This window comes from Microbispora sp. GKU 823, assembly GCF_002027145.1.
Lineage (GTDB): Bacteria > Actinomycetota > Actinomycetes > Streptosporangiales > Streptosporangiaceae > Microbispora > Microbispora siamensis.
The window spans coordinates 35,939-52,068 of record NZ_MWJN01000065.1 but is presented as its reverse complement, the minus strand read 5'-3'; the positions used below and the strand labels follow the sequence as shown (position 1 = coordinate 52,068).

General features: G+C 70.5%; 22 protein-coding genes. 14 read left to right on the top strand and 8 right to left on the bottom strand.

The genetic code is table 11. From position 1 onward, the window contains the following. Positions 1-127: 127 nt before the first annotated feature. The 5 genes from B1L11_RS28875 to B1L11_RS28855 form a co-directional block, all read right to left on the bottom strand. Positions 128-1,069 carry a hypothetical protein gene (locus B1L11_RS28875; RefSeq protein ID WP_079318084.1) on the bottom strand — a complete coding sequence of 314 codons (942 nt, stop codon included), beginning with the start codon at positions 1,067-1,069 and terminating at the stop codon, positions 128-130. Continuing rightward, complete coding sequence (locus B1L11_RS28870; protein WP_079318082.1) at positions 1,066-1,278, bottom strand: heavy-metal-associated domain-containing protein; 213 nt, start codon at positions 1,276-1,278, stop codon at positions 1,066-1,068. The genes B1L11_RS28875 and B1L11_RS28870 overlap by 4 nt, the downstream gene beginning before the upstream one ends. 24 nt (positions 1,279-1,302) lie before the next feature. Continuing rightward, complete coding sequence (locus B1L11_RS28865; RefSeq protein ID WP_079318080.1) at positions 1,303-1,584, bottom strand: metal-sensitive transcriptional regulator; 282 nt, start codon at positions 1,582-1,584, stop codon at positions 1,303-1,305. Between the two features lie 104 nt (positions 1,585-1,688). Then, a complete protein-coding gene (locus B1L11_RS28860; protein WP_079318078.1) occupies positions 1,689-3,116 on the bottom strand; it encodes an MFS transporter in 1,428 nt (475 codons plus the stop codon). A gap of 139 nt (positions 3,117-3,255) precedes the next feature. Beyond that, on the bottom strand, positions 3,256-3,531 hold the full coding sequence (locus tag B1L11_RS28855) for a heavy-metal-associated domain-containing protein (protein ID WP_079318076.1): 276 nt from the start codon (positions 3,529-3,531) through the stop codon (positions 3,256-3,258). A gap of 241 nt (positions 3,532-3,772) precedes the next feature. On the opposite strand from B1L11_RS28855, the gene B1L11_RS28850 reads away from it, so the two are divergent. The 11 genes from B1L11_RS28850 to B1L11_RS28800 all read left to right on the top strand — a co-directional run bounded on the left by B1L11_RS28850 (position 3,773) and on the right by B1L11_RS28800 (position 12,276). After that, complete coding sequence (locus B1L11_RS28850) at positions 3,773-4,174, top strand: DUF6153 family protein (protein WP_143737620.1); 402 nt, start codon at positions 3,773-3,775, stop codon at positions 4,172-4,174. A gap of 89 nt (positions 4,175-4,263) precedes the next feature. Continuing rightward, positions 4,264-4,875 carry a DUF305 domain-containing protein gene (locus B1L11_RS28845; RefSeq protein WP_079318072.1) on the top strand — a complete coding sequence of 204 codons (612 nt, stop codon included), beginning with the start codon at positions 4,264-4,266 and terminating at the stop codon, positions 4,873-4,875. Between the two features lie 206 nt (positions 4,876-5,081). Next, positions 5,082-5,228 (top strand): hypothetical protein, encoded by a 147-nt coding sequence (locus B1L11_RS47215; RefSeq protein ID WP_179155369.1) that lies wholly within the window; start codon positions 5,082-5,084, stop codon positions 5,226-5,228. Positions 5,229-5,249: 21 nt separating this feature from the next. Further along, positions 5,250-5,945 (top strand): DivIVA domain-containing protein, encoded by a 696-nt coding sequence (locus B1L11_RS28840; RefSeq protein ID WP_079318070.1) that lies wholly within the window; start codon positions 5,250-5,252, stop codon positions 5,943-5,945. 88 nt (positions 5,946-6,033) lie between these two features. Then, a complete protein-coding gene (locus tag B1L11_RS28830) occupies positions 6,034-7,128 on the top strand; it encodes a hypothetical protein (RefSeq protein WP_143737619.1) in 1,095 nt (364 codons plus the stop codon). Between the two features lie 137 nt (positions 7,129-7,265). Next, complete coding sequence (locus tag B1L11_RS47210) at positions 7,266-7,409, top strand: hypothetical protein (protein WP_179155368.1); 144 nt, start codon at positions 7,266-7,268, stop codon at positions 7,407-7,409. Positions 7,410-7,553: 144 nt separating this feature from the next. Continuing rightward, positions 7,554-7,892 carry a helix-turn-helix transcriptional regulator gene (locus tag B1L11_RS28820; RefSeq protein WP_079318057.1) on the top strand — a complete coding sequence of 113 codons (339 nt, stop codon included), beginning with the start codon at positions 7,554-7,556 and terminating at the stop codon, positions 7,890-7,892. After that, a complete protein-coding gene (locus B1L11_RS28815) occupies positions 7,889-8,599 on the top strand; it encodes a cation transporter (protein ID WP_079318044.1) in 711 nt (236 codons plus the stop codon). The genes B1L11_RS28820 and B1L11_RS28815 overlap by 4 nt, the downstream gene beginning before the upstream one ends. Next, positions 8,596-8,928, top strand: coding sequence for a YnfA family protein (locus B1L11_RS28810; protein WP_079318042.1), 333 nt, complete (start codon positions 8,596-8,598; stop codon positions 8,926-8,928). The genes B1L11_RS28815 and B1L11_RS28810 overlap by 4 nt, the downstream gene beginning before the upstream one ends. A 231-nt stretch (positions 8,929-9,159) precedes the next feature. Next, entirely contained in the window at positions 9,160-10,818 is a 1,659-nt protein-coding gene (locus tag B1L11_RS28805; protein WP_079318040.1) for a TIGR03767 family metallophosphoesterase, read from the top strand. Positions 10,819-10,962: 144 nt separating this feature from the next. Beyond that, positions 10,963-12,276 carry a vanadium-dependent haloperoxidase gene (locus B1L11_RS28800; RefSeq protein WP_079318038.1) on the top strand — a complete coding sequence of 438 codons (1,314 nt, stop codon included), beginning with the start codon at positions 10,963-10,965 and terminating at the stop codon, positions 12,274-12,276. A 105-nt stretch (positions 12,277-12,381) separates the two neighbouring features. Here the strand turns inward: B1L11_RS28800 and B1L11_RS47205 are convergent, their stop codons facing one another. Further along, positions 12,382-12,555, bottom strand: a complete 174-nt coding sequence (locus B1L11_RS47205) for a hypothetical protein (protein ID WP_179155367.1) — start codon at positions 12,553-12,555, stop codon at positions 12,382-12,384. A 20-nt stretch (positions 12,556-12,575) separates the two neighbouring features. Here B1L11_RS47205 and B1L11_RS28795 point away from each other — a divergent pair, with 20 nt between their 5' ends. From B1L11_RS28795 to B1L11_RS28790, 3 genes are all read left to right on the top strand, one after another. Continuing rightward, a complete protein-coding gene (locus tag B1L11_RS28795; protein ID WP_256862983.1) occupies positions 12,576-13,217 on the top strand; it encodes an alpha/beta fold hydrolase in 642 nt (213 codons plus the stop codon). A gap of 2 nt (positions 13,218-13,219) precedes the next feature. Next, a complete protein-coding gene (locus B1L11_RS52205) occupies positions 13,220-13,351 on the top strand; it encodes an alpha/beta fold hydrolase (protein WP_256862982.1) in 132 nt (43 codons plus the stop codon). Positions 13,352-13,462: 111 nt separating this feature from the next. Next, a complete protein-coding gene (locus B1L11_RS28790; protein WP_079318092.1) occupies positions 13,463-13,927 on the top strand; it encodes a hypothetical protein in 465 nt (154 codons plus the stop codon). Positions 13,928-13,948: 21 nt separating this feature from the next. On the opposite strand, the gene B1L11_RS52200 is transcribed toward B1L11_RS28790, so the two are convergent. Then, complete coding sequence (locus B1L11_RS52200; RefSeq protein ID WP_256862981.1) at positions 13,949-14,683, bottom strand: helix-hairpin-helix domain-containing protein; 735 nt, start codon at positions 14,681-14,683, stop codon at positions 13,949-13,951. After that, on the bottom strand, positions 14,632-16,047 hold the full coding sequence (gene ligA, locus B1L11_RS28785) for an NAD-dependent DNA ligase LigA (protein ID WP_256862980.1): 1,416 nt from the start codon (positions 16,045-16,047) through the stop codon (positions 14,632-14,634). The genes B1L11_RS52200 and ligA overlap by 52 nt, the downstream gene beginning before the upstream one ends. Between the last annotated feature and the right edge of the window lie 83 nt (positions 16,048-16,130).

Sequence of the window (16,130 nt, the reverse complement as noted above, 5' to 3'; positions counted from 1 at the left end):
AGCTTGCGCTCGATCCGGTTCGCACACGACGCGCAGGTCATGCCGCCTATCGAAAGCTCGACCACGCCGGTCGGCCGGTCACCGGTGATGGGGGCCATCGTCTCTCCTTCCCGCGTCATGCCCGGTGTCAGTGTCCGGAGTGGGAGTGGTCGGCACCGTGGTCCGCCGTGGCGGTGGGAACCGCCCCGGACGGCTGCTCCACCCGTACGGTGAACGCGGCGGTGTGCACGGTTCCGTCGTGCTGGAAGTCGAGGAAGAGCCGGTAGTCGCCGCCGCTGGGAACCTCGGCGTAGAAGGTGATGCCGGGGCCGGCGGGGGTGACGCCGTCACCCGGAGCGCCGTCGGGGTGGACGTGCAGGTAGGCGAGGTCGCCCACGCGCAGCGCGACCAGATGCCCGTAGGCCCCGAGGTAGGGCTGCAGGTCGGTGACGGGCTTGCCGTCCCTGCTGATCTCGGCGGTGAGCCTGCTCGCGGCACCCGGAGTGAGGGTGCCGTCGAGCCGGACCGTGTATCCGTCGACCGTCACCGTACGGCTGGGCGCCGGGAGCGGCCGGGGCGCGTAGTCGCCGGCGGCGTACAGGTCGGCGCCGAGGGTCAGCCCTTCCCCGCCCTGGGGGGCGAAGTCGGCGAAGATCCGGTAGGCGCCGGCGTCGGGCAGCGTCAGCGGCACCGACCAGATCCCCTCGCCGGACAGCTCGGGATGCAGGTGCCGGAAGACGGTCGCGTCCCGGCTGACCACGATGAGGTGCAGCTTTTTGTCGTGCCGGGTCTCGTAGGCGGTCACCGGGCGGCCGTCGGGGCCGTTCACGGTGAACCGGAAGCCGGTCTCCGTCCCGGGGGTGATGGTCGTGGTCTGCGGGGTGAGGGTGTAGCCATTCTGGGACACCTGGAGTCCTCCCGGTACGTGTTCCGTCTTCTGCGCGGCCGGTGAGGGGGTCGCGTGGCCCCCGTGTCCGTTCTTCGCGGGCGCCGGTCCGGTCGCGCCGACCGCGCCGCCGACGCCGAACGCTCCCGCGAAGACCACGGCGAGGCCGAGGACATAGGCGCCCAGCCGGGCCGGAGTGTTCATCGCTTGTCCGCCACTTCGTATCCGGCCTCCTCGACGGCGGCCCTGATCCGGGCCGTGTCGAGGGGGCTGTCGCTTTCGACCGTCATCAGCCCGGTGGCCAGATCGACCTCGACACCGGTGACTCCGGGAACCTCGCCGACTTCCTCCTTGACCGAGCTGACGCAGTGGCCGCAGGTCATGCCGGTGACGGTGTAGGTGGCTGTGGTCATGACGCTTCTCCTTCGTGAGATCGATCAGGAACGGACGAGACGGGCGACGGCGTCGGAGGCTTCCTTGATCTTGAGGTCGGCCTCGGTGCCGCCCTTGGCGATGGCCTCGGCGACACAGTGCGCCATGTGCTCGTCCAGCAGTTCCAGGGCGAACGCCTGGAGCGCCCTGTTGGCGGCCGAGACCTGGGTGAGGATGTCGATGCAGTACTTGTCCTCCTCGACCATCCGCTGCAGTCCGCGGACCTGCCCCTCGATCCGGCGCAGCCGCCTGAGGTGGTCTTCCTTCGTCCCCGTGTATCCGGCCATCTCCCCACCTTGCTCTGAGGTTCGCTGTCTCTATTGAACACCCTACCCCCCTAGGGTATTTCGCGGGCCCACCGCCACAGAGGGGCGGGCCCGCTCGGTGGGAGCTACACCCGCATTGCCTGGGCGTCCGTCTCGGCGGGCGCTGCCGATGCGGGCCTCCGCATGAACAGCAGGGTGAGTACGGCGCCGGCCGCCGCCACGACCGCCGCGCCGGCGAAGGCCGCCTGGAAGCCGTCGGTGAGCGCCGCCGGGCCGTCCGCCGCGGCCGCTCCCCCGCTCGTGGCGAGCGCGGTCATCACGGCCAGGCCGAGCGCCGAGCCGATCTGGTAGGTGGTGTTGACGATGCCCGAGGCCAGCCCGCTCTCCTCGGGCCGCGCACCGGACATCGCCGACATCATCGCGGGGATGTAGGCCAGGGACATCCCCACCGCCGCGACCAGCGAGGCGGGCAGCACGTCGGCGACGAAGGTCCCGTCCGGCCGGACCAGGGACAGCCCGGCCACCCCCGCGGCCAGCACGGCGAGCCCGATGACGATCAGCGGCTTGGCGCCGAACCTGCCGAGCAGCCGGGCGGTGATCCCGATCATGAAGATCATGATCGCGATCGTCATGGGAAGCAGGGCCGCTCCGCTGGGGAAGGCGCTGTAGCCGAGGACCTGCTGCAGGTAGAGGTTGAGGAAGTACCACATCGGGATCCACGCCGCGCCCAGCAGCGCCATCGCCAGGTTGGCGACGGCCACCCCGGGGGTGCGCCAGATCCCCAGCGGCATGAGCGGCTCCCGGATCACGCGCTGCACGAACAGGAACAGCGCGAGCAGCACGACCGCCCCTGCCAGTTCCAGCAACGTGGCGGCGGAGCCCCAGCCCTGTTCCGGCGCCCGCACGATGGCGAACACGGCCAGGGCTATCCCGGCGGTGACGGCGACGCCGCCGAGCACGTCCACGGAGCCCCGCCTGCCGGCCACCGCGGGCAGAAGCGGGGGCACGGCCAGCAGGGTGGCGATGCCGATGGGGATGTAGACGATGAAGACCCATGGCCAGCTCAGATACTCGGTGATGACTCCGCCGAGGAACACCCCGGCGGTGCCACCGGCCGGGGCCGCGGCGCCGTACAGGGCCATGGCCCTGCCGAGCTCCCGCGAATCGTGCGAGAAGAGCATCATGAGCAGGGTCATCGAGGCCGGGGCGATGAGCGCGCCGCCGACGCCCTGGACACCACGGCCGAGGATCTCCATCCACGGGCTGCTCGCCGCGGCGGCCACGGCCGACCCGGCGATCAGGATGAGCCAGCCGGCGGTGAAGATCCTGCGGGCGCCGAACAGGTCGGACAGGCGTCCGCCGAGCAGCAGCAGGCCGCCGAAGGCGATGACGTAGGCGTTGAAGACCCACTGCAGCGCGTCCGGGGAGAATCCCAGGTCGCGCTGGATGTCGGGCAGGGCGACCCCGATGATCGAGGTGTCCATGATGACCATGAACTGCGCCGCGGCGAGCACGATCAGCGCCCGCCACCTGCGCGGATTGACGGCGTTCATGCCGCACTCCTGTTCTTCGCATCCGCCCCGCGATGGGAGGATGCGGTAGGGGGTTGGGTGTGATGCCGAATCGGACCGGCCCCGCAGGTGGGCGTGCATGCCAGTGCACGCCCACCGCCTTCTTCGGGGACCCGGTCTCCTAGGACCGGCTCGCCAGCGCGTAGCCGGCCTGTTCCACCGCGGCGCGGATCTCCTCGTCGGTGAAACCCGAGCCGCTGACGGTGACCGCGCCGGCCGGCAGGTCGACGACCACCCCGGTCACGCCGCCGACCTTGCCGATCTCCCCGGACACCGAGGAGACGCAGTGGCCGCAGGTCATCCCGCTCACCGAATAGACCTTGCCGTCCGCCGTGCCCGCCTCAGCGGTCGCCGCGGTCCGAGCCGATTCCGTGCCGCACGCACATGCCGTGCACATGCCAGTCCTCCTTACGCCTTTACCCCCACGGGGTACCTGTCGCGAGTGACGATAACATACCCCCGGGGGGTGTCAATCCGCTCCAGGCCGGGGACCCGGATGGTCGCGAGACCGCGGAGCGGGCACATCGTCTCCGCACCGTGCGCGCACGATGCACGCGACGACCACATCGCCGGGCGCAGGGAACAGACACGGGAACCAGGCACAGGGACCGGCGGCGACGGCCGATAGTGTGACGTCGGTGACGACTGGCAACGCGGTTCGCAGGCTCGCCCCCTTGGGCGGGCTGCTGCTGGTTGCCGCCGTCATGTGCGGGCTGCTCACCATGCACGGGATTCAGCCCTCACCTGGCCCGGCGCCCGTTCCGAGCGTTCTCGCCATGGAGCTCGGGCACGCCGCCGGCACCGGCATGCCCATGTCGCTCGACAGCCACCGTCAGGACGGGCACGGCTCCTCCCACGATGGCCACTCGGGCGGTCAGGTCTGCCTCGCCTTCCTGCTGGCCGGAGTGGGCCTCACGCTCGTCGCCGTCGTGACGGTGCTCGGCTGGGCCGTGCCGATGTCGAAGCGACCCCTCCTCCTGAGGCTGCGCGCGGGCCCACCGCCCGTCCCCGAGGACCGACCCTCGCCCAACTCTGCGTGATCCGGGTGTAGAAGCCGCACTCGGCGGTCTGCCCTGACCGTCGAGCGCCGGCTCCTTTTCACCTCGATGAACACGGAGGGTGTTCGTTCATGAAGCGCATCGTCATTCCTGCGGCCGTTCTCGCGGCGGCCGGCCTGCTGAGCACCGCCTGCGGCTCCACCGATACCGGCGACCACACCGTGCCCGCCATGACCACCACGTCGGCCATGCCGGCGACACCGGCCCCGGCGACGAGCCCGGTAGCCGACCACAACGACGAGGACGTCATGTTCGCCCAGATGATGATCCCCCATCACCGACAGGCGGTGGAGATGGCGGAGCTGGCCGAAGACCATGCCGCCGGCAGCCAGGTCAAGGAGCTGGCCAAGAAGATCGAAGCGGCTCAGGATCCCGAGATCCGGACGATGAGCGGCTGGCTCACAAGCTGGGGCGTACCGGTGCCCCGCGGGCGCACCATGCCGATGGACCACGGCATGCCGGGGATGATGTCCGCCCAGGACATGAAGAAGCTCGAAGGTCTCAAGGGCGTCGCCTTCGACAAGGCGTTCCTGACGATGATGATCCAGCACCACGAAGGCGCCGTCGCCATGGCCGAGCAGGAGCAGGCGGCCGGCGTCTATGAGCCGGCCAAGCAGATGGCCGCCTCCATCGTCTCCAGCCAGTCGGCGGAGATCACCAGGATGAAGCAGCTCCTGCGCTAGGTCCAGGGGATGGGCGGCGAGTGCGCCTCGCCGCCCATCCACGCTGGTCCCGGCGCGCTCGTGGCGTACAGAACGCGGCTGGTCGGCATCGCCTCGGGAGAGCGGCGATCGACAGTTGCCTGGTTGCTCACATGTGTAAGCATGAGGTAATTGGATAACTACTGAGAGTAAGAATCGTAGATCGGCCCTCATCCCGGAGGTAGCCCATGGCATCCGCCCCCACCCCCGACCGCGCCGTGTCCTCCTGCACCGGAACCGACGCCTGCCGCCCCGGCCCGGACACCGAGCAGCACCCCGGGCGGCACGACCACACGCACGAAGGCGGCTCCTGCCACTCCTCTCACCACGCCTAGGCCGAGGGGGGCGAGGCGAGCATGGGCGCCGGACACGAGCACGGGCACGACCATGGGCACGGGCATGACGGCCACGAGCACAGGCAGGTGAACGGGCAGGGCCACGGCGTGGTGATCCTGGACCCCCAATCGCCGAGGCCGGGGCACCTGGACCCACGCGGGGCGGCGGGTCTGCTGACGCCCGCCGACATCCGCAACCAGGTGTTCACCGTGGTGCGGCTACGGGAGGGCTACGACCTGGCCGAGGTCGACCGGTTCCTCGGGCTGGTGGAAGCGACCCTGATCAGCGTGCTGCGGGACAACGAGGCTCTGCGGGCCCGCATCGCCTGCCTCGCGGACGGCCCCGGCGATGAGTCGCGGCACGTGCCGGCCGCCGTCGGCGACAGTCTGGCCCGCATCGTCGAGGTGGCCGGTCAGGCCGCCGACCAGACACTGGCCGCGGCACGCCGGGAAGCAGACGCCCTGGTGGCCCAGGCCCGCATCAGAGCCGAGCAGCTGGAAAGCACCGCGGCCGCCCCGCATGACCAGGCCGTCTCGCGTCAGGCCTTGGAAAGTCAGGTCCACAGCCTGCACACCTTCATCGCCACCTTCGGCAGCGGCCTCAAGGACACGGTCGACGCGCAGTTGGAGCGGCTCCACACGCTGCTCGACGAGCTGTGCGACCCCGGCGGCAGCGCCGCAGACCGGCGGTCGGCGGGCGAGGCCGCTCCCGGCTGAGCCGCGCCACCGACCACCCGACACGCCGCACCCCTCCCCCGACCCGGTCATCCGTTGGTTCCCTCTCCCGTTCAGGAGGTAGTCGCGCATGCCGCCATTGGCGCTGGTGTGGGCCGTACGGCCGGTGCTGGACCTCGCACCGCCCCGGCAGGAGGTGATGGGGGCGGTGCTGCTGGTGTGCGCCTCCACCCTGATCGGTGCGTTCCTGGCCCGCCGCAACTCCGCGCGGATGAGCCTGTGGCTGGTCATCGCCTCTGCGATGATGCTGGTCACGGCGCTGGTCGACCTGGCACCGGACGCGTGGGAAGAGGCCCACGAGGCCGGCGTCCCCGCCTGGGTGCTCGCGTTGTCCGCCGGCTTCGGCTTCGCGGTCATCACCTACTTCACCCGCCGCGGCTGCGCGTGCCCGGACGACGAACCACCCCGCGCCGCCCTGCACGCTCCCGGGCTGCACCGCCGGGTCAAACGAGGAATCGACGCCGCGGTGTTCGGCGGCATGGGCGCCGCCGCCGCACTCACCTTGCACCGCGCCGTGGAAGGCGCCGCCCTGGCCCTGACCGCCTCCGTCGTGGTCATCATCGCGCTGGTCGTGCACTCGGCCAGCGAGGGCCTCGCGCTGGCGGCGCTGCTCGACATCGCCAGGCAGCGCCTGCTGCCCTGGCTGGTCGTGGCCTGCCTCAGCCCGGCCGTCGGCGTGGCGATCGCGACCTTCAGCCCCCTGCCCGACCACCTGGTGCCGATCCTGCTGGCCATGGTGATGGGCGTGCTGTGCAGGACCGCCGTCGTCGGGATGAAACTCGCCGCGAGCAGACAGCAAGGCGGACGGCTGTCGCGGCGGCACATCGCCATCGCCGCCACCACGGCCGCCGGAGCCGGGCTCCTGCTGGCCACCGCCCACACTCTCGGCGAAGAGGAAGAGCCGCCACGCCTGCTCACCGCCCCTCGCGACGCCGCCGGCATGGCCACGCTGCCGGCCCCCACCCCACGCCGACAGAGGTCACCAGACCGGGCAGGACAAGCGCCTCACCACGCTCCCCGCACCGCCCCGGCGCTCGCCGAGCCCCATCGTTCCCGCCCCCGCCGGCGGCAGCCCCGGCCTCCGCTCGCCCGGCCGAGCGGACCCCACCGGCAGACGGCCCGGCGACTCAGGCGGCGGAGCGGCGCGCGGCACCGCCTCCGCTGAGCAGGGACGAACTCAGCCATGCGGTCCGCTCGGGGCGGCTCAGCCTGGCCGAGGTCTTCCGGCGCACCGACCCGGTCACCCAGCACACCCCGATCCGGCGGATCCTGCGCGCCCTGCCCGGAGCCACCCCCGCCACCGTGCGCGACCTGATCACCACCACCGGGGTGGGCGCCAAAGAGCACATCGCCGACCTCAGCGACCGGCAACGCCGCACCCTGCTGACCGCCCTCACCCACCGGCCCGAACTCGTCGCGTCCACCCACAGCGCGGACGGCGACTGACGCCACCCGCCTCGTCTCCCACATCTCCCGCACGAAGGCCCGTCACCGCGGCTCGCGCGGCACAGGGGCGGCACAGGGGCGGCACAGGGCGGCAGCCTATGATTCAAGAGTTCCTGAATTCAGGATTCTCTGTACCATCGAGCCGTGGACACCATCGCCTCCGACATCGACGTGCTCGCCCGGTTCGGCCGTGCCCTGGCCGACCCGATCCGCTGCCGCATCCTGATCGCGCTTCGTGAGGCTCCGGCCCACCCGGCCGACCTGGCCGACCTGCTTGAGATCTCCCGCACCCGTCTGAGCAACCACCTGGCCTGCCTGCGTGACTGCGGCCTGGTCGTGGCCGTGCCCGTCGGCCGCCGTACCCGCTATGAGCTGGCCGACGAGCGGCTCGGCCACGCGCTGGACGACCTGCGCACCGCGGTGATCGCGGTTGCCGCCGACCGGACGTGCGTGGACGCGGACGAGAAAGGCTGTTGCCGATGACCTCGATCTCGCTCGGCCCGGCCTCGGCCCGCCGCGACATGCTCCGGCGGCGCATCCGGCTGCTGGTGGCCGCGACCATCACCTACAACGTCATCGAGGCCGTCGTCGCCGTCACCGCCGGCACCCTCGCCTCCTCGGCCGCACTGGTCGGATTCGGCCTGGACTCCGTCGTAGAGGTCGCCTCCGCCACCGCGGTGGCCTGGCAGTTCTCCGCGACCGACCACCAGGCGCGGGAGAAGACCGCGCTGAGGATCATCGCGATCTCCTTCTTCGCGCTGGCCGCCTACGTCACCGTCGACGCCGTACGCGCCCTGCTCGGCGCCGGTGAGGCCGAGCACTCCACTCCCGGCCTGATCCTGGCCGCCCTCTCACTGGTGATCATGCCGTTGCTGTCGTACGCCCAGCGCCGCGCCGGCCGCGAGCTCGGCTCCGCCTCGGCGGTCGCCGACTCCAAGCAGACCCTGCTGTGCACCTATCTGTCGGCGGTGCTGCTCGCCGGGCTCGCCCTCAACAGTGCCTTCGGCTGGTCCTGGGCCGACCCGATCGCCGCCCTGGTCATCGCCGCCGTGGCGGTCAAGGAAGGCCGCGAAGCCTGGCACGGCGACGCCTGCTGCGCCGCTCCCGCGCTCACTTCGTCCGCCTCGTCCGACGGGTGCGCCGGCCCGTGCTGCTCCCCCACCCAGGACGACCCGTACCACCGGCCATGACAGTCATCCGTTCCCTGCTGCTTTTCGTCCTGGCCGCCCTCGCCGAGATCGGCGGAGCGTGGCTGGTCTGGCAAGGCGTACGAGAGCAGCGTGGCCTGCTGTGGATCGGCGGCGGCGTGATCGCGCTCGGCCTGTACGGACTGGTCGCCACGCTCCAGCCGGACGCGAACTTCGGCCGCATCCTGGCCGCCTACGGTGGTGTCTTCGTCGCCGGATCCCTGGCCTGGGGCATGCTCGTCGACGGGTTCCGGCCCGACCGCTGGGACGTCGTCGGTGCGCTCGTCTGCCTGGCCGGCGTCCTGATCATCATGTACGCGCCACGTGGCTGACCGAGCACGGTGAGCGTGGATCGATCCGCTCGCGAACTCGAGACCGCGCTCTTTTGAACAAGGGGAAAGCGGCAGGCTTCCGGCCCGCTGCCCCCAGGTGTCCATATCACCTACGGCTATTTCTAGGCCATATATGGCTGGACAGCGTTTCAGCCGTGTTAGGCCGGGAGTCATTCCCGCTGTCAAACATTCCCAGTGGACGCATCCCTCGACGCCACCACTGGGAGCATCATGGGTCCCGCCCTCAGCCGCCGCGCCTTCCTCCTCGCCTCCGGAATGACCACGACGGGCGTCGCGCTGGAGATCGCGCTTTCCTCCACCCCGGCCGCCTCCTCGGCCGTGACGCCCTCGACCACGACGCCCATGACGACGGTCCACACCGTCGCCGGACCGCACGGCACCGGCGGATACCGCAGGCTGTCCGACGGCCCTGGCTGGCGGCGGGTGACACGCACCGAACTGGCCGAGGCCAAGAAGGGCAGGGCCGAACGACGCACAGCGCTGGCCTGCTTCGTCCAGTTCACCGACCTGCACATCACCGACGTGCAGAACCCGCAGCGCTACGAGTTCCTGCGCGCCGGAGACATGGGCTCCTGGCGCCCGCAGGAGGCGTTGACCGCCGTCGGCGCCGTCTCATTGATCGAACAGGTCAACGCCCTGCGGTACGGCCCGGCCACCCGGGCGCCGATCGGCTTCGTCATGACCACCGGTGACAACACCGACAACAACTCCCGGATCGAACTGGAGTGGTTCCTCACCGCCATGACCGGCGGCCGCTTCACCCCCAACACCGGCGACCCCGGCGCGTACGAGGGCGTGCAGAACTCGGGCCTGGGCCTCTACTGGCAGCCCGATTCCGGCATGCGCGACGTCGACAAGCGGGTAGGGTTCCCCCACCTGGACGGCTTCCTGGAGGCGGCCATCCGCGAGGTGAGCAGCCCCGGCCTGGCCGTACCGTGGTATTCCACCATCGGCAATCACGACCAGCTCTTCGGCGGCGCCTATTCCGCGGCCGGCGGTTTCTTCGCCGACCTGGCCACCGGCTCGCGCAAGCTGTACGCCCTGCCCGCCTCCGAGGCCGGTGCCGTCTACCGGGCACTGCGCCGGGGAGACCCCACGGGCGCCCACTTCCGTGCCGCGTGGAAGCACTACAGGGGCAAGGCCCGCACGGTCACCGCCGACGAGCGCCGCGCCCCGCTGAGCCCGCACGCCTACATCGCCGCTCACCTCGACCCGGCGTACACCGGCTCGGGACCCGTCGGCCACGGCTACACGCGGGACAATCTCGACAGCGGCCGGCTGGACTACTCCTTCCGGATCGCCGACGGGGTCGTCGGCATCAGCCTGGACACCACCGACCGCGGCGGCGACTACCGCGGATCGGTCGGCACCCGGCAGCTGGCCTGGCTGGAGCGGACCCTGAAGACCCACGCCGACGACACCGCGCTGATCTTCAGTCATCACCCGAGCTGGGCCATGACCAACCTCGCCCCCAATCCGGCCCGCCCGCACGAGAAGCGCCACGGCGGGCAGGAGTTGCTGGCAGTGCTGAGGAAGCACGGCAATGTGGCCGCGTGGATCAACGGCCACTCCCACCTCAACAAGATCGTCCCTCATGGCGGCTTCTGGGAGATCTCCACCGCCTCCCACGTCGACTACCCGCAGCTGGCGAGGGTCGTCGAACTGGCCGACAATCACGATGGGACGCTGTCCCTGTTCACCACGCTGGTGGAGTCGGCGGCGCCGCACCGCACCGACTTCACCGATCTGTCCCAAAATGGCCTGGCCGCGCTCTACCGGGAGCTCTCGTTCAACTCCCCCGGAATGCGGAGCGGGCTGGCGGGCCTGCCCGGTGACCGCAACACCGAGCTTCTGTTGAAGAAGCACTGACGGCGCGCCTGCGGGCACCGGCTGCCCGCGGAGGTGGCAGAGCGGTCATATCGGCCGTGCCGGAAATCGCCGAATCTGCATGGCGAATATCCCCAGAATGGTCGGCCACTGTAACGTTTTTTAGCCGCATAGTAGTTTGCGTTCATGTTGAGCCTATTTGCTGCATGTCGGCCGGCCACTCTGCGACCCGCGGTCGTCTGGGCGGCCGTCGCCGGGGTCATCGCCGCCGGGTCCCCGATCACGCTCGGGTCGCCCCCCGCGTACGCGCGGGATTCGGGCTCCTCCGCCAACGCCGTCATCGTCTGGGACCGTAACGCCGAGACCGCGATTTGGGACATCGCCCGTCAGCAGCCGCAGGTCCAGGCACGCAGCTTCGCGATGGTGCACGGAGCGGTCTACGACGCGGTGAACGCGATCGCCGGCGCTCCCTACCAGCCGTACCTGGCCGCACCGGCCGCCGACGGCACCGAATCGACGGACGCGGCCGTCGCGACCGCGGGCTACCTGGTGTTGCAAGCGCTGTTCCCCGACCAGCAGGCGAGGTTGAAGACCGAGTACGACGAGTCGCTGGGCGCGATACCCGACGGCACGGCGAAACAGCGTGGAATCACCGTGGGCGCTCAGGCGGCCGATGCGATGATCGCAGCGCGGCGGAACGACGGGGCGTTCGGTGACCAGACCTGGCCCGTGGGCACCCGCCCTGGTCAGTGGCGGCCGACGCCGCCCACGTTCGCCTCGGACGGGGCATGGGTCGGTCACCTCAAGCCGTTCCTCATCCCCAGCGCGTCCATCTTCCGTACGTCCGGCCCGCCGGCGCTCACCAGCCGCCAGTACGCCCGGGACTTCAACGAGGTCAAGACGGTCGGCTCGGCGACCAGCACGGTCAGGACGGCCGACCAGACGCAGGCCGCGATCTGGTGGCACGACCGGCATCTGGCCGAATGGGAGATCAAGCGTCAGCTCGCGACGCGGCAGCGCCTGAACACTCTTCAGACTGCGCGGATGTTCGCCATGGTCGACCTGGCCGAGGCCGACGCCACGATCGCCTGCTACAACGAGAAGGCGGCATGGAACTTCTGGCGGCCGGTGACCGCGATCCGGCTGGCCGACACGGACGGCAACCCGGCGACGGCCGCCGACCCCGAATGGACACCGTTGCTCGTCACGCCGCCGCACCCCGACTACACGTCCGGGCACACCTGTTTCACGGCGGCGAGCATGTCGGCGTTGCGGCACTTCTTCGGCCGGGACGACATCCCCTTCAGCGGCTACAGCGCCGACTCGGGCACCACCAGGTATTTCCGCGGTTTCTCCCATGCGCTCGCCGAGGTCGTCGAGGCCCGCATCTGGGGTGGTATCCACACCCGCACCGCGGACGTGCAGGGCGCGAAGATCGGCGCGCAGGTCACCGCCTACATGATCGCGCACTACTTCAAGCCGAGGCCGAGGAGCCGGTAGAGCCTCGCCGCCGCTGGTGCCTGTGTATCCAGGAAAGCCGGCCTTCCCGCTGGTCAGGATGCGCACAGACGGCGCATGCCGTCCCGGACCGTGATCCGGGCCGGCTCATTCGATCTCGACGTTGTCAAGGGACTGCAGCAGGTGTGAGAGGACCCGGATGCAGGCGTCGACCTCGTCACCCGACAGGTCGCCGCCGACCTGGCGGAACACCTCGCGCTCGCGGTCGACCACGGCTGTGATGGCGGTCCGGCCCTCCTGGGTCAGGCGGATTCTTGGCACACAAGGACACGCTGGTTGTCATGAACGGTATGTACTGGCTCGACACCGGCACGGGCCCGCCCCTCGTCCTGCTGCACGGCGGCTTCCTGGACCACACCATGTGGGATGACCAGATCAGGGTCCTCGCCGCGCACCACCGCGTCATCGCGCCCGACGCCCGCGGCCACGGCCGCTCCGCCAACCCCACCGAGCCGTACCGGCTCACCGACGACCTCGCCGCGCTGCTGCGCCACCTGGACACCGGACCCGCGGTCCTGGTGGGAGTCTCCATGGGCGCGAGCACCGCGGTCGACACCGCACTGGAGCACCCGGAACTGGTCAGCGCCGTGGTCGTCAGCGGCGCCGGCACCAGCGAGCCCTACTTCACCGATCCCTGGACCACCCAGGTCCTGGCCACGTGGCACTCGGCCATGGCGGCCGGCGACCTGGAGGCCTCGATCGAAACGTTCATGCTCTTCGCCGCGGGCCCGCACCGCGGCCTCGACGATGTCGACCCCGGCATCACCGGCCGCCTGCGCCGGATGGCCAGGGCCACCATGTCCAAGCCACCGCCGGAGAGGCCGGCCCGCTCGTCCCCGTACGCGACACCTGGGAGCGCGTCGCCAAGATCGACGTTCCCGTGCTGGCCGTCAACGGGGCCATCGACTCCCCCGACCACATAGGCATGGCCGAACGTCTCAGCAGCACCGTCGCCAACGGCCGCGCGATCTCGATCGACGGGACCGCCCACTACCCCAACATGGAGCGCCCGGACGTCTTCAACGGCATACTCGAAGCCTTCCTCCGCACCGTGTGACCATCGCCATGAGCGGTCGTGCCGAACTAGCTGGTCAGCATCGTGAAGGTCGTTGAGGCACGTCAGGCAAGTAGGCTGACGCCATCGCCCGCGACGGTGCAGGAGATGCTCATGACCACCGACCCAACGATGACCCGGATCGGCCAAGGGGTGGAGTTGCATCACCACCAAGGTCAGCGTGAAGCCGCTCGCGACTTGTTCGCGCAGATCTGGGACGACATCGGCGGCGAGCAAGGCGACCCGCTGCATGTCTGCGTCCTTGCCCACTCGATGGCCGACGTGCAGGACGGCGTGCACCAGGAGCTGATGTGGGATCTGCGGGCGCTTGCCGCCGCCGATCTCGTCACCGATGAGCGGGTGGCCCAAGCCGGCGTGCCACTTTCAGTGGCCGGCTTGTATCCGTCGTTGCACCTGAACCTGAGTGAGTGCTATCGCAAGCTGGGCGATCTCGGCCGCGCCCGTGAGCACCTCCAGCGGGCGCGGGCCACGATCGGCGCGCTCGGCGACGACGAGTACGGGCGGCTCATCAGGGGCGGCCTGGAGCGGCTGGCCGAACAGTTGGGTGAGGCCACCTGACCGCGCCCCGCATGAGCCGGGTCACCGCCTGCCCGGCAGAAGCTGCGCGACCATCTCGGCGAACTCCTCCGGGGAGACGATCCGCACGCCGAGGGATTCGGCCTTCGCCCGCTTGGACCCCGCGTTCTCTCCCGCGACGACCAACGAGGTCTTCACCGAAACGCTGGACGACGCCCGGCCTCCAGCCTGCTCGATGAGCTCGTTCATCTGGTTGCGGGACAACGCCGCCAACCGCCCGCTCATCGCGCCCGTGACCACGACCGTCATCCCGGTCAGTGGCAGAGCCCCCGGTTCGTCTCCGCCCGGCGCCGGGGTGGTCGTGCCGCCCTCGTCACCGGCCACCGCTGCCACGCCGGGCTCGACCATGTTCACCCCGGCGCGGACGAGCTTGTCGACGAGGTCGCTCAGCTCGGCCAGCTCGGCGACGATCACGGGCGCCTTCTCCGGGCCGATGCCGTCCACCTTCTGAAACTCCTCCGCGTCGGCCGCACGGATGGCCTCCATGCTGCCGAAGTGCCGGGCGATGCGGCGGCTCATCGAGCGTCCCGTCCCCCTGACCCCAAGCGCGCAGAACACCCGGCTCAGCGGTCTGGTCCTGGCCCTGTCGATGGCGGTCAGGAGGTTGCCGGTGGACACCTCCCCCATCCGCTCCAGGCCCAGTAGCTGCTCGCGGGTGAGGAAGAACAGGTCGCCGAAGTCGGCGATCAACCCGGCGTCCAGCATCTGCTGGATGCGGTTGTCGGCCAGTCCTTCCACGTCCAACTGGTCGCGGCCGACCGCGTACCGGATCGAGGCGATCGCGCGGCAGGTGCGGCCTCGCACGCACCTCCACCGCTCCTGCGACGTGTCGATCTCACGCCGCAGGTCGGGCACACCTCCGGGAACACGATGGGCTGCTCGTCGCCGGTGCGCAGGTGCACCACCGGGGACTCCACCCGTGGGATCACGTCTCCGGCCTTGTAGACGACGACGCTGTCCCCCAGCATCAGACCACGGCGCTTGATGTCGGAGGGGTTGTGCAACGTCGCGTACGTCACGACGGAGCCGTCCAGCTCCACCGGCTCCAGAACCGCCCGCGGGGCGATCACACCGGTCCGGCCGGTGTTCCACTCCACCCGGAGCAGCTTCGTGATCTTCTGCACGGCCGGCAGCTTGTACGCGATCGCCCACCGCGGCGCCCGCGAGCCGAACCCGGCCTGCGCCTGGTCCGCCGCGTCATCCGCCTTGATGACGATGCCGTCGATCCCGAACGGCAGCTCCGGCCGCGCGGCCGCGATCTCCTCGACCCGCTGCTGCACCTGCTCCACACTCGTCGCGACGATCCCGGCGACCGCGGTCCCGGCCGTGGTCTGCACACCCTGCCCGGCAACCCAGTCCATCACCCGGCTGTGCGGCCACTCCCGCAGCCGCGTCGCGAGGTCGGAGGTGTCATCGGGCAGCGGCAACGCGCCGTACCCGAAGAACGTCAGCTCGCACACGTACGGCCGGTCCTGCGCCCTCAGCGTGCCCGCGGCGGCGCTGCGCGGGTTCGCGAACGTGGTCCCGTCATGCGCCTGCCGTTTCGCACACGCCTCCTCGAACTGCCGGGCGGTCATCATCACCTCGCCACGCAGCTCCACGGTGACCGGGTCGGCCAGCCGCCCGGGCAGGCCGACGATCGTACCGATCGCGTGTGAGACGTCCTCGCCCGCACTCCCGTCGCCGCGGGTGACCAACTGGACGAGGCGGCCGTCACGGTAGCGGGCGGCGATAGCCAGCCCGTCCAGCTTCGGCTCCACCGACCATGCCGTTACCGGGCGGCCGAGCCGGCGTTCCAGCGAGGCGGTCCAGCCGGCCAGCTCCTCAGGTCCGAACACGTTGTCCAAGCTGAGCATGGGAACGGTGTGCGGGACATCACCCACGACTCCGGCGACCTTGCCCGTCGGCGAGGCCTCCAGCACGTGGTCGGGGTGGGCCTTCTCGTAGGCGGCGATGCCACGGACGAGCCTGTCGTAGGCGTCATCGTCCAGTGAGGAGGTGCCGTCGCCGTAGTAGGCCGCGGCCGCGTCGGCCGCCAGCTGGACCGCCTCGGCGTAGGCGGTCTCGTCGGCGATCGCGTCGATCGGGGGCGCTTCAGTCATGCGGCCATCGTGCCGAACGGGTCCGACAAACGCGTCCGCCACCGTGCTCGACCTCCCGGCTTACGGCCGGCGGCGTCCGGCTC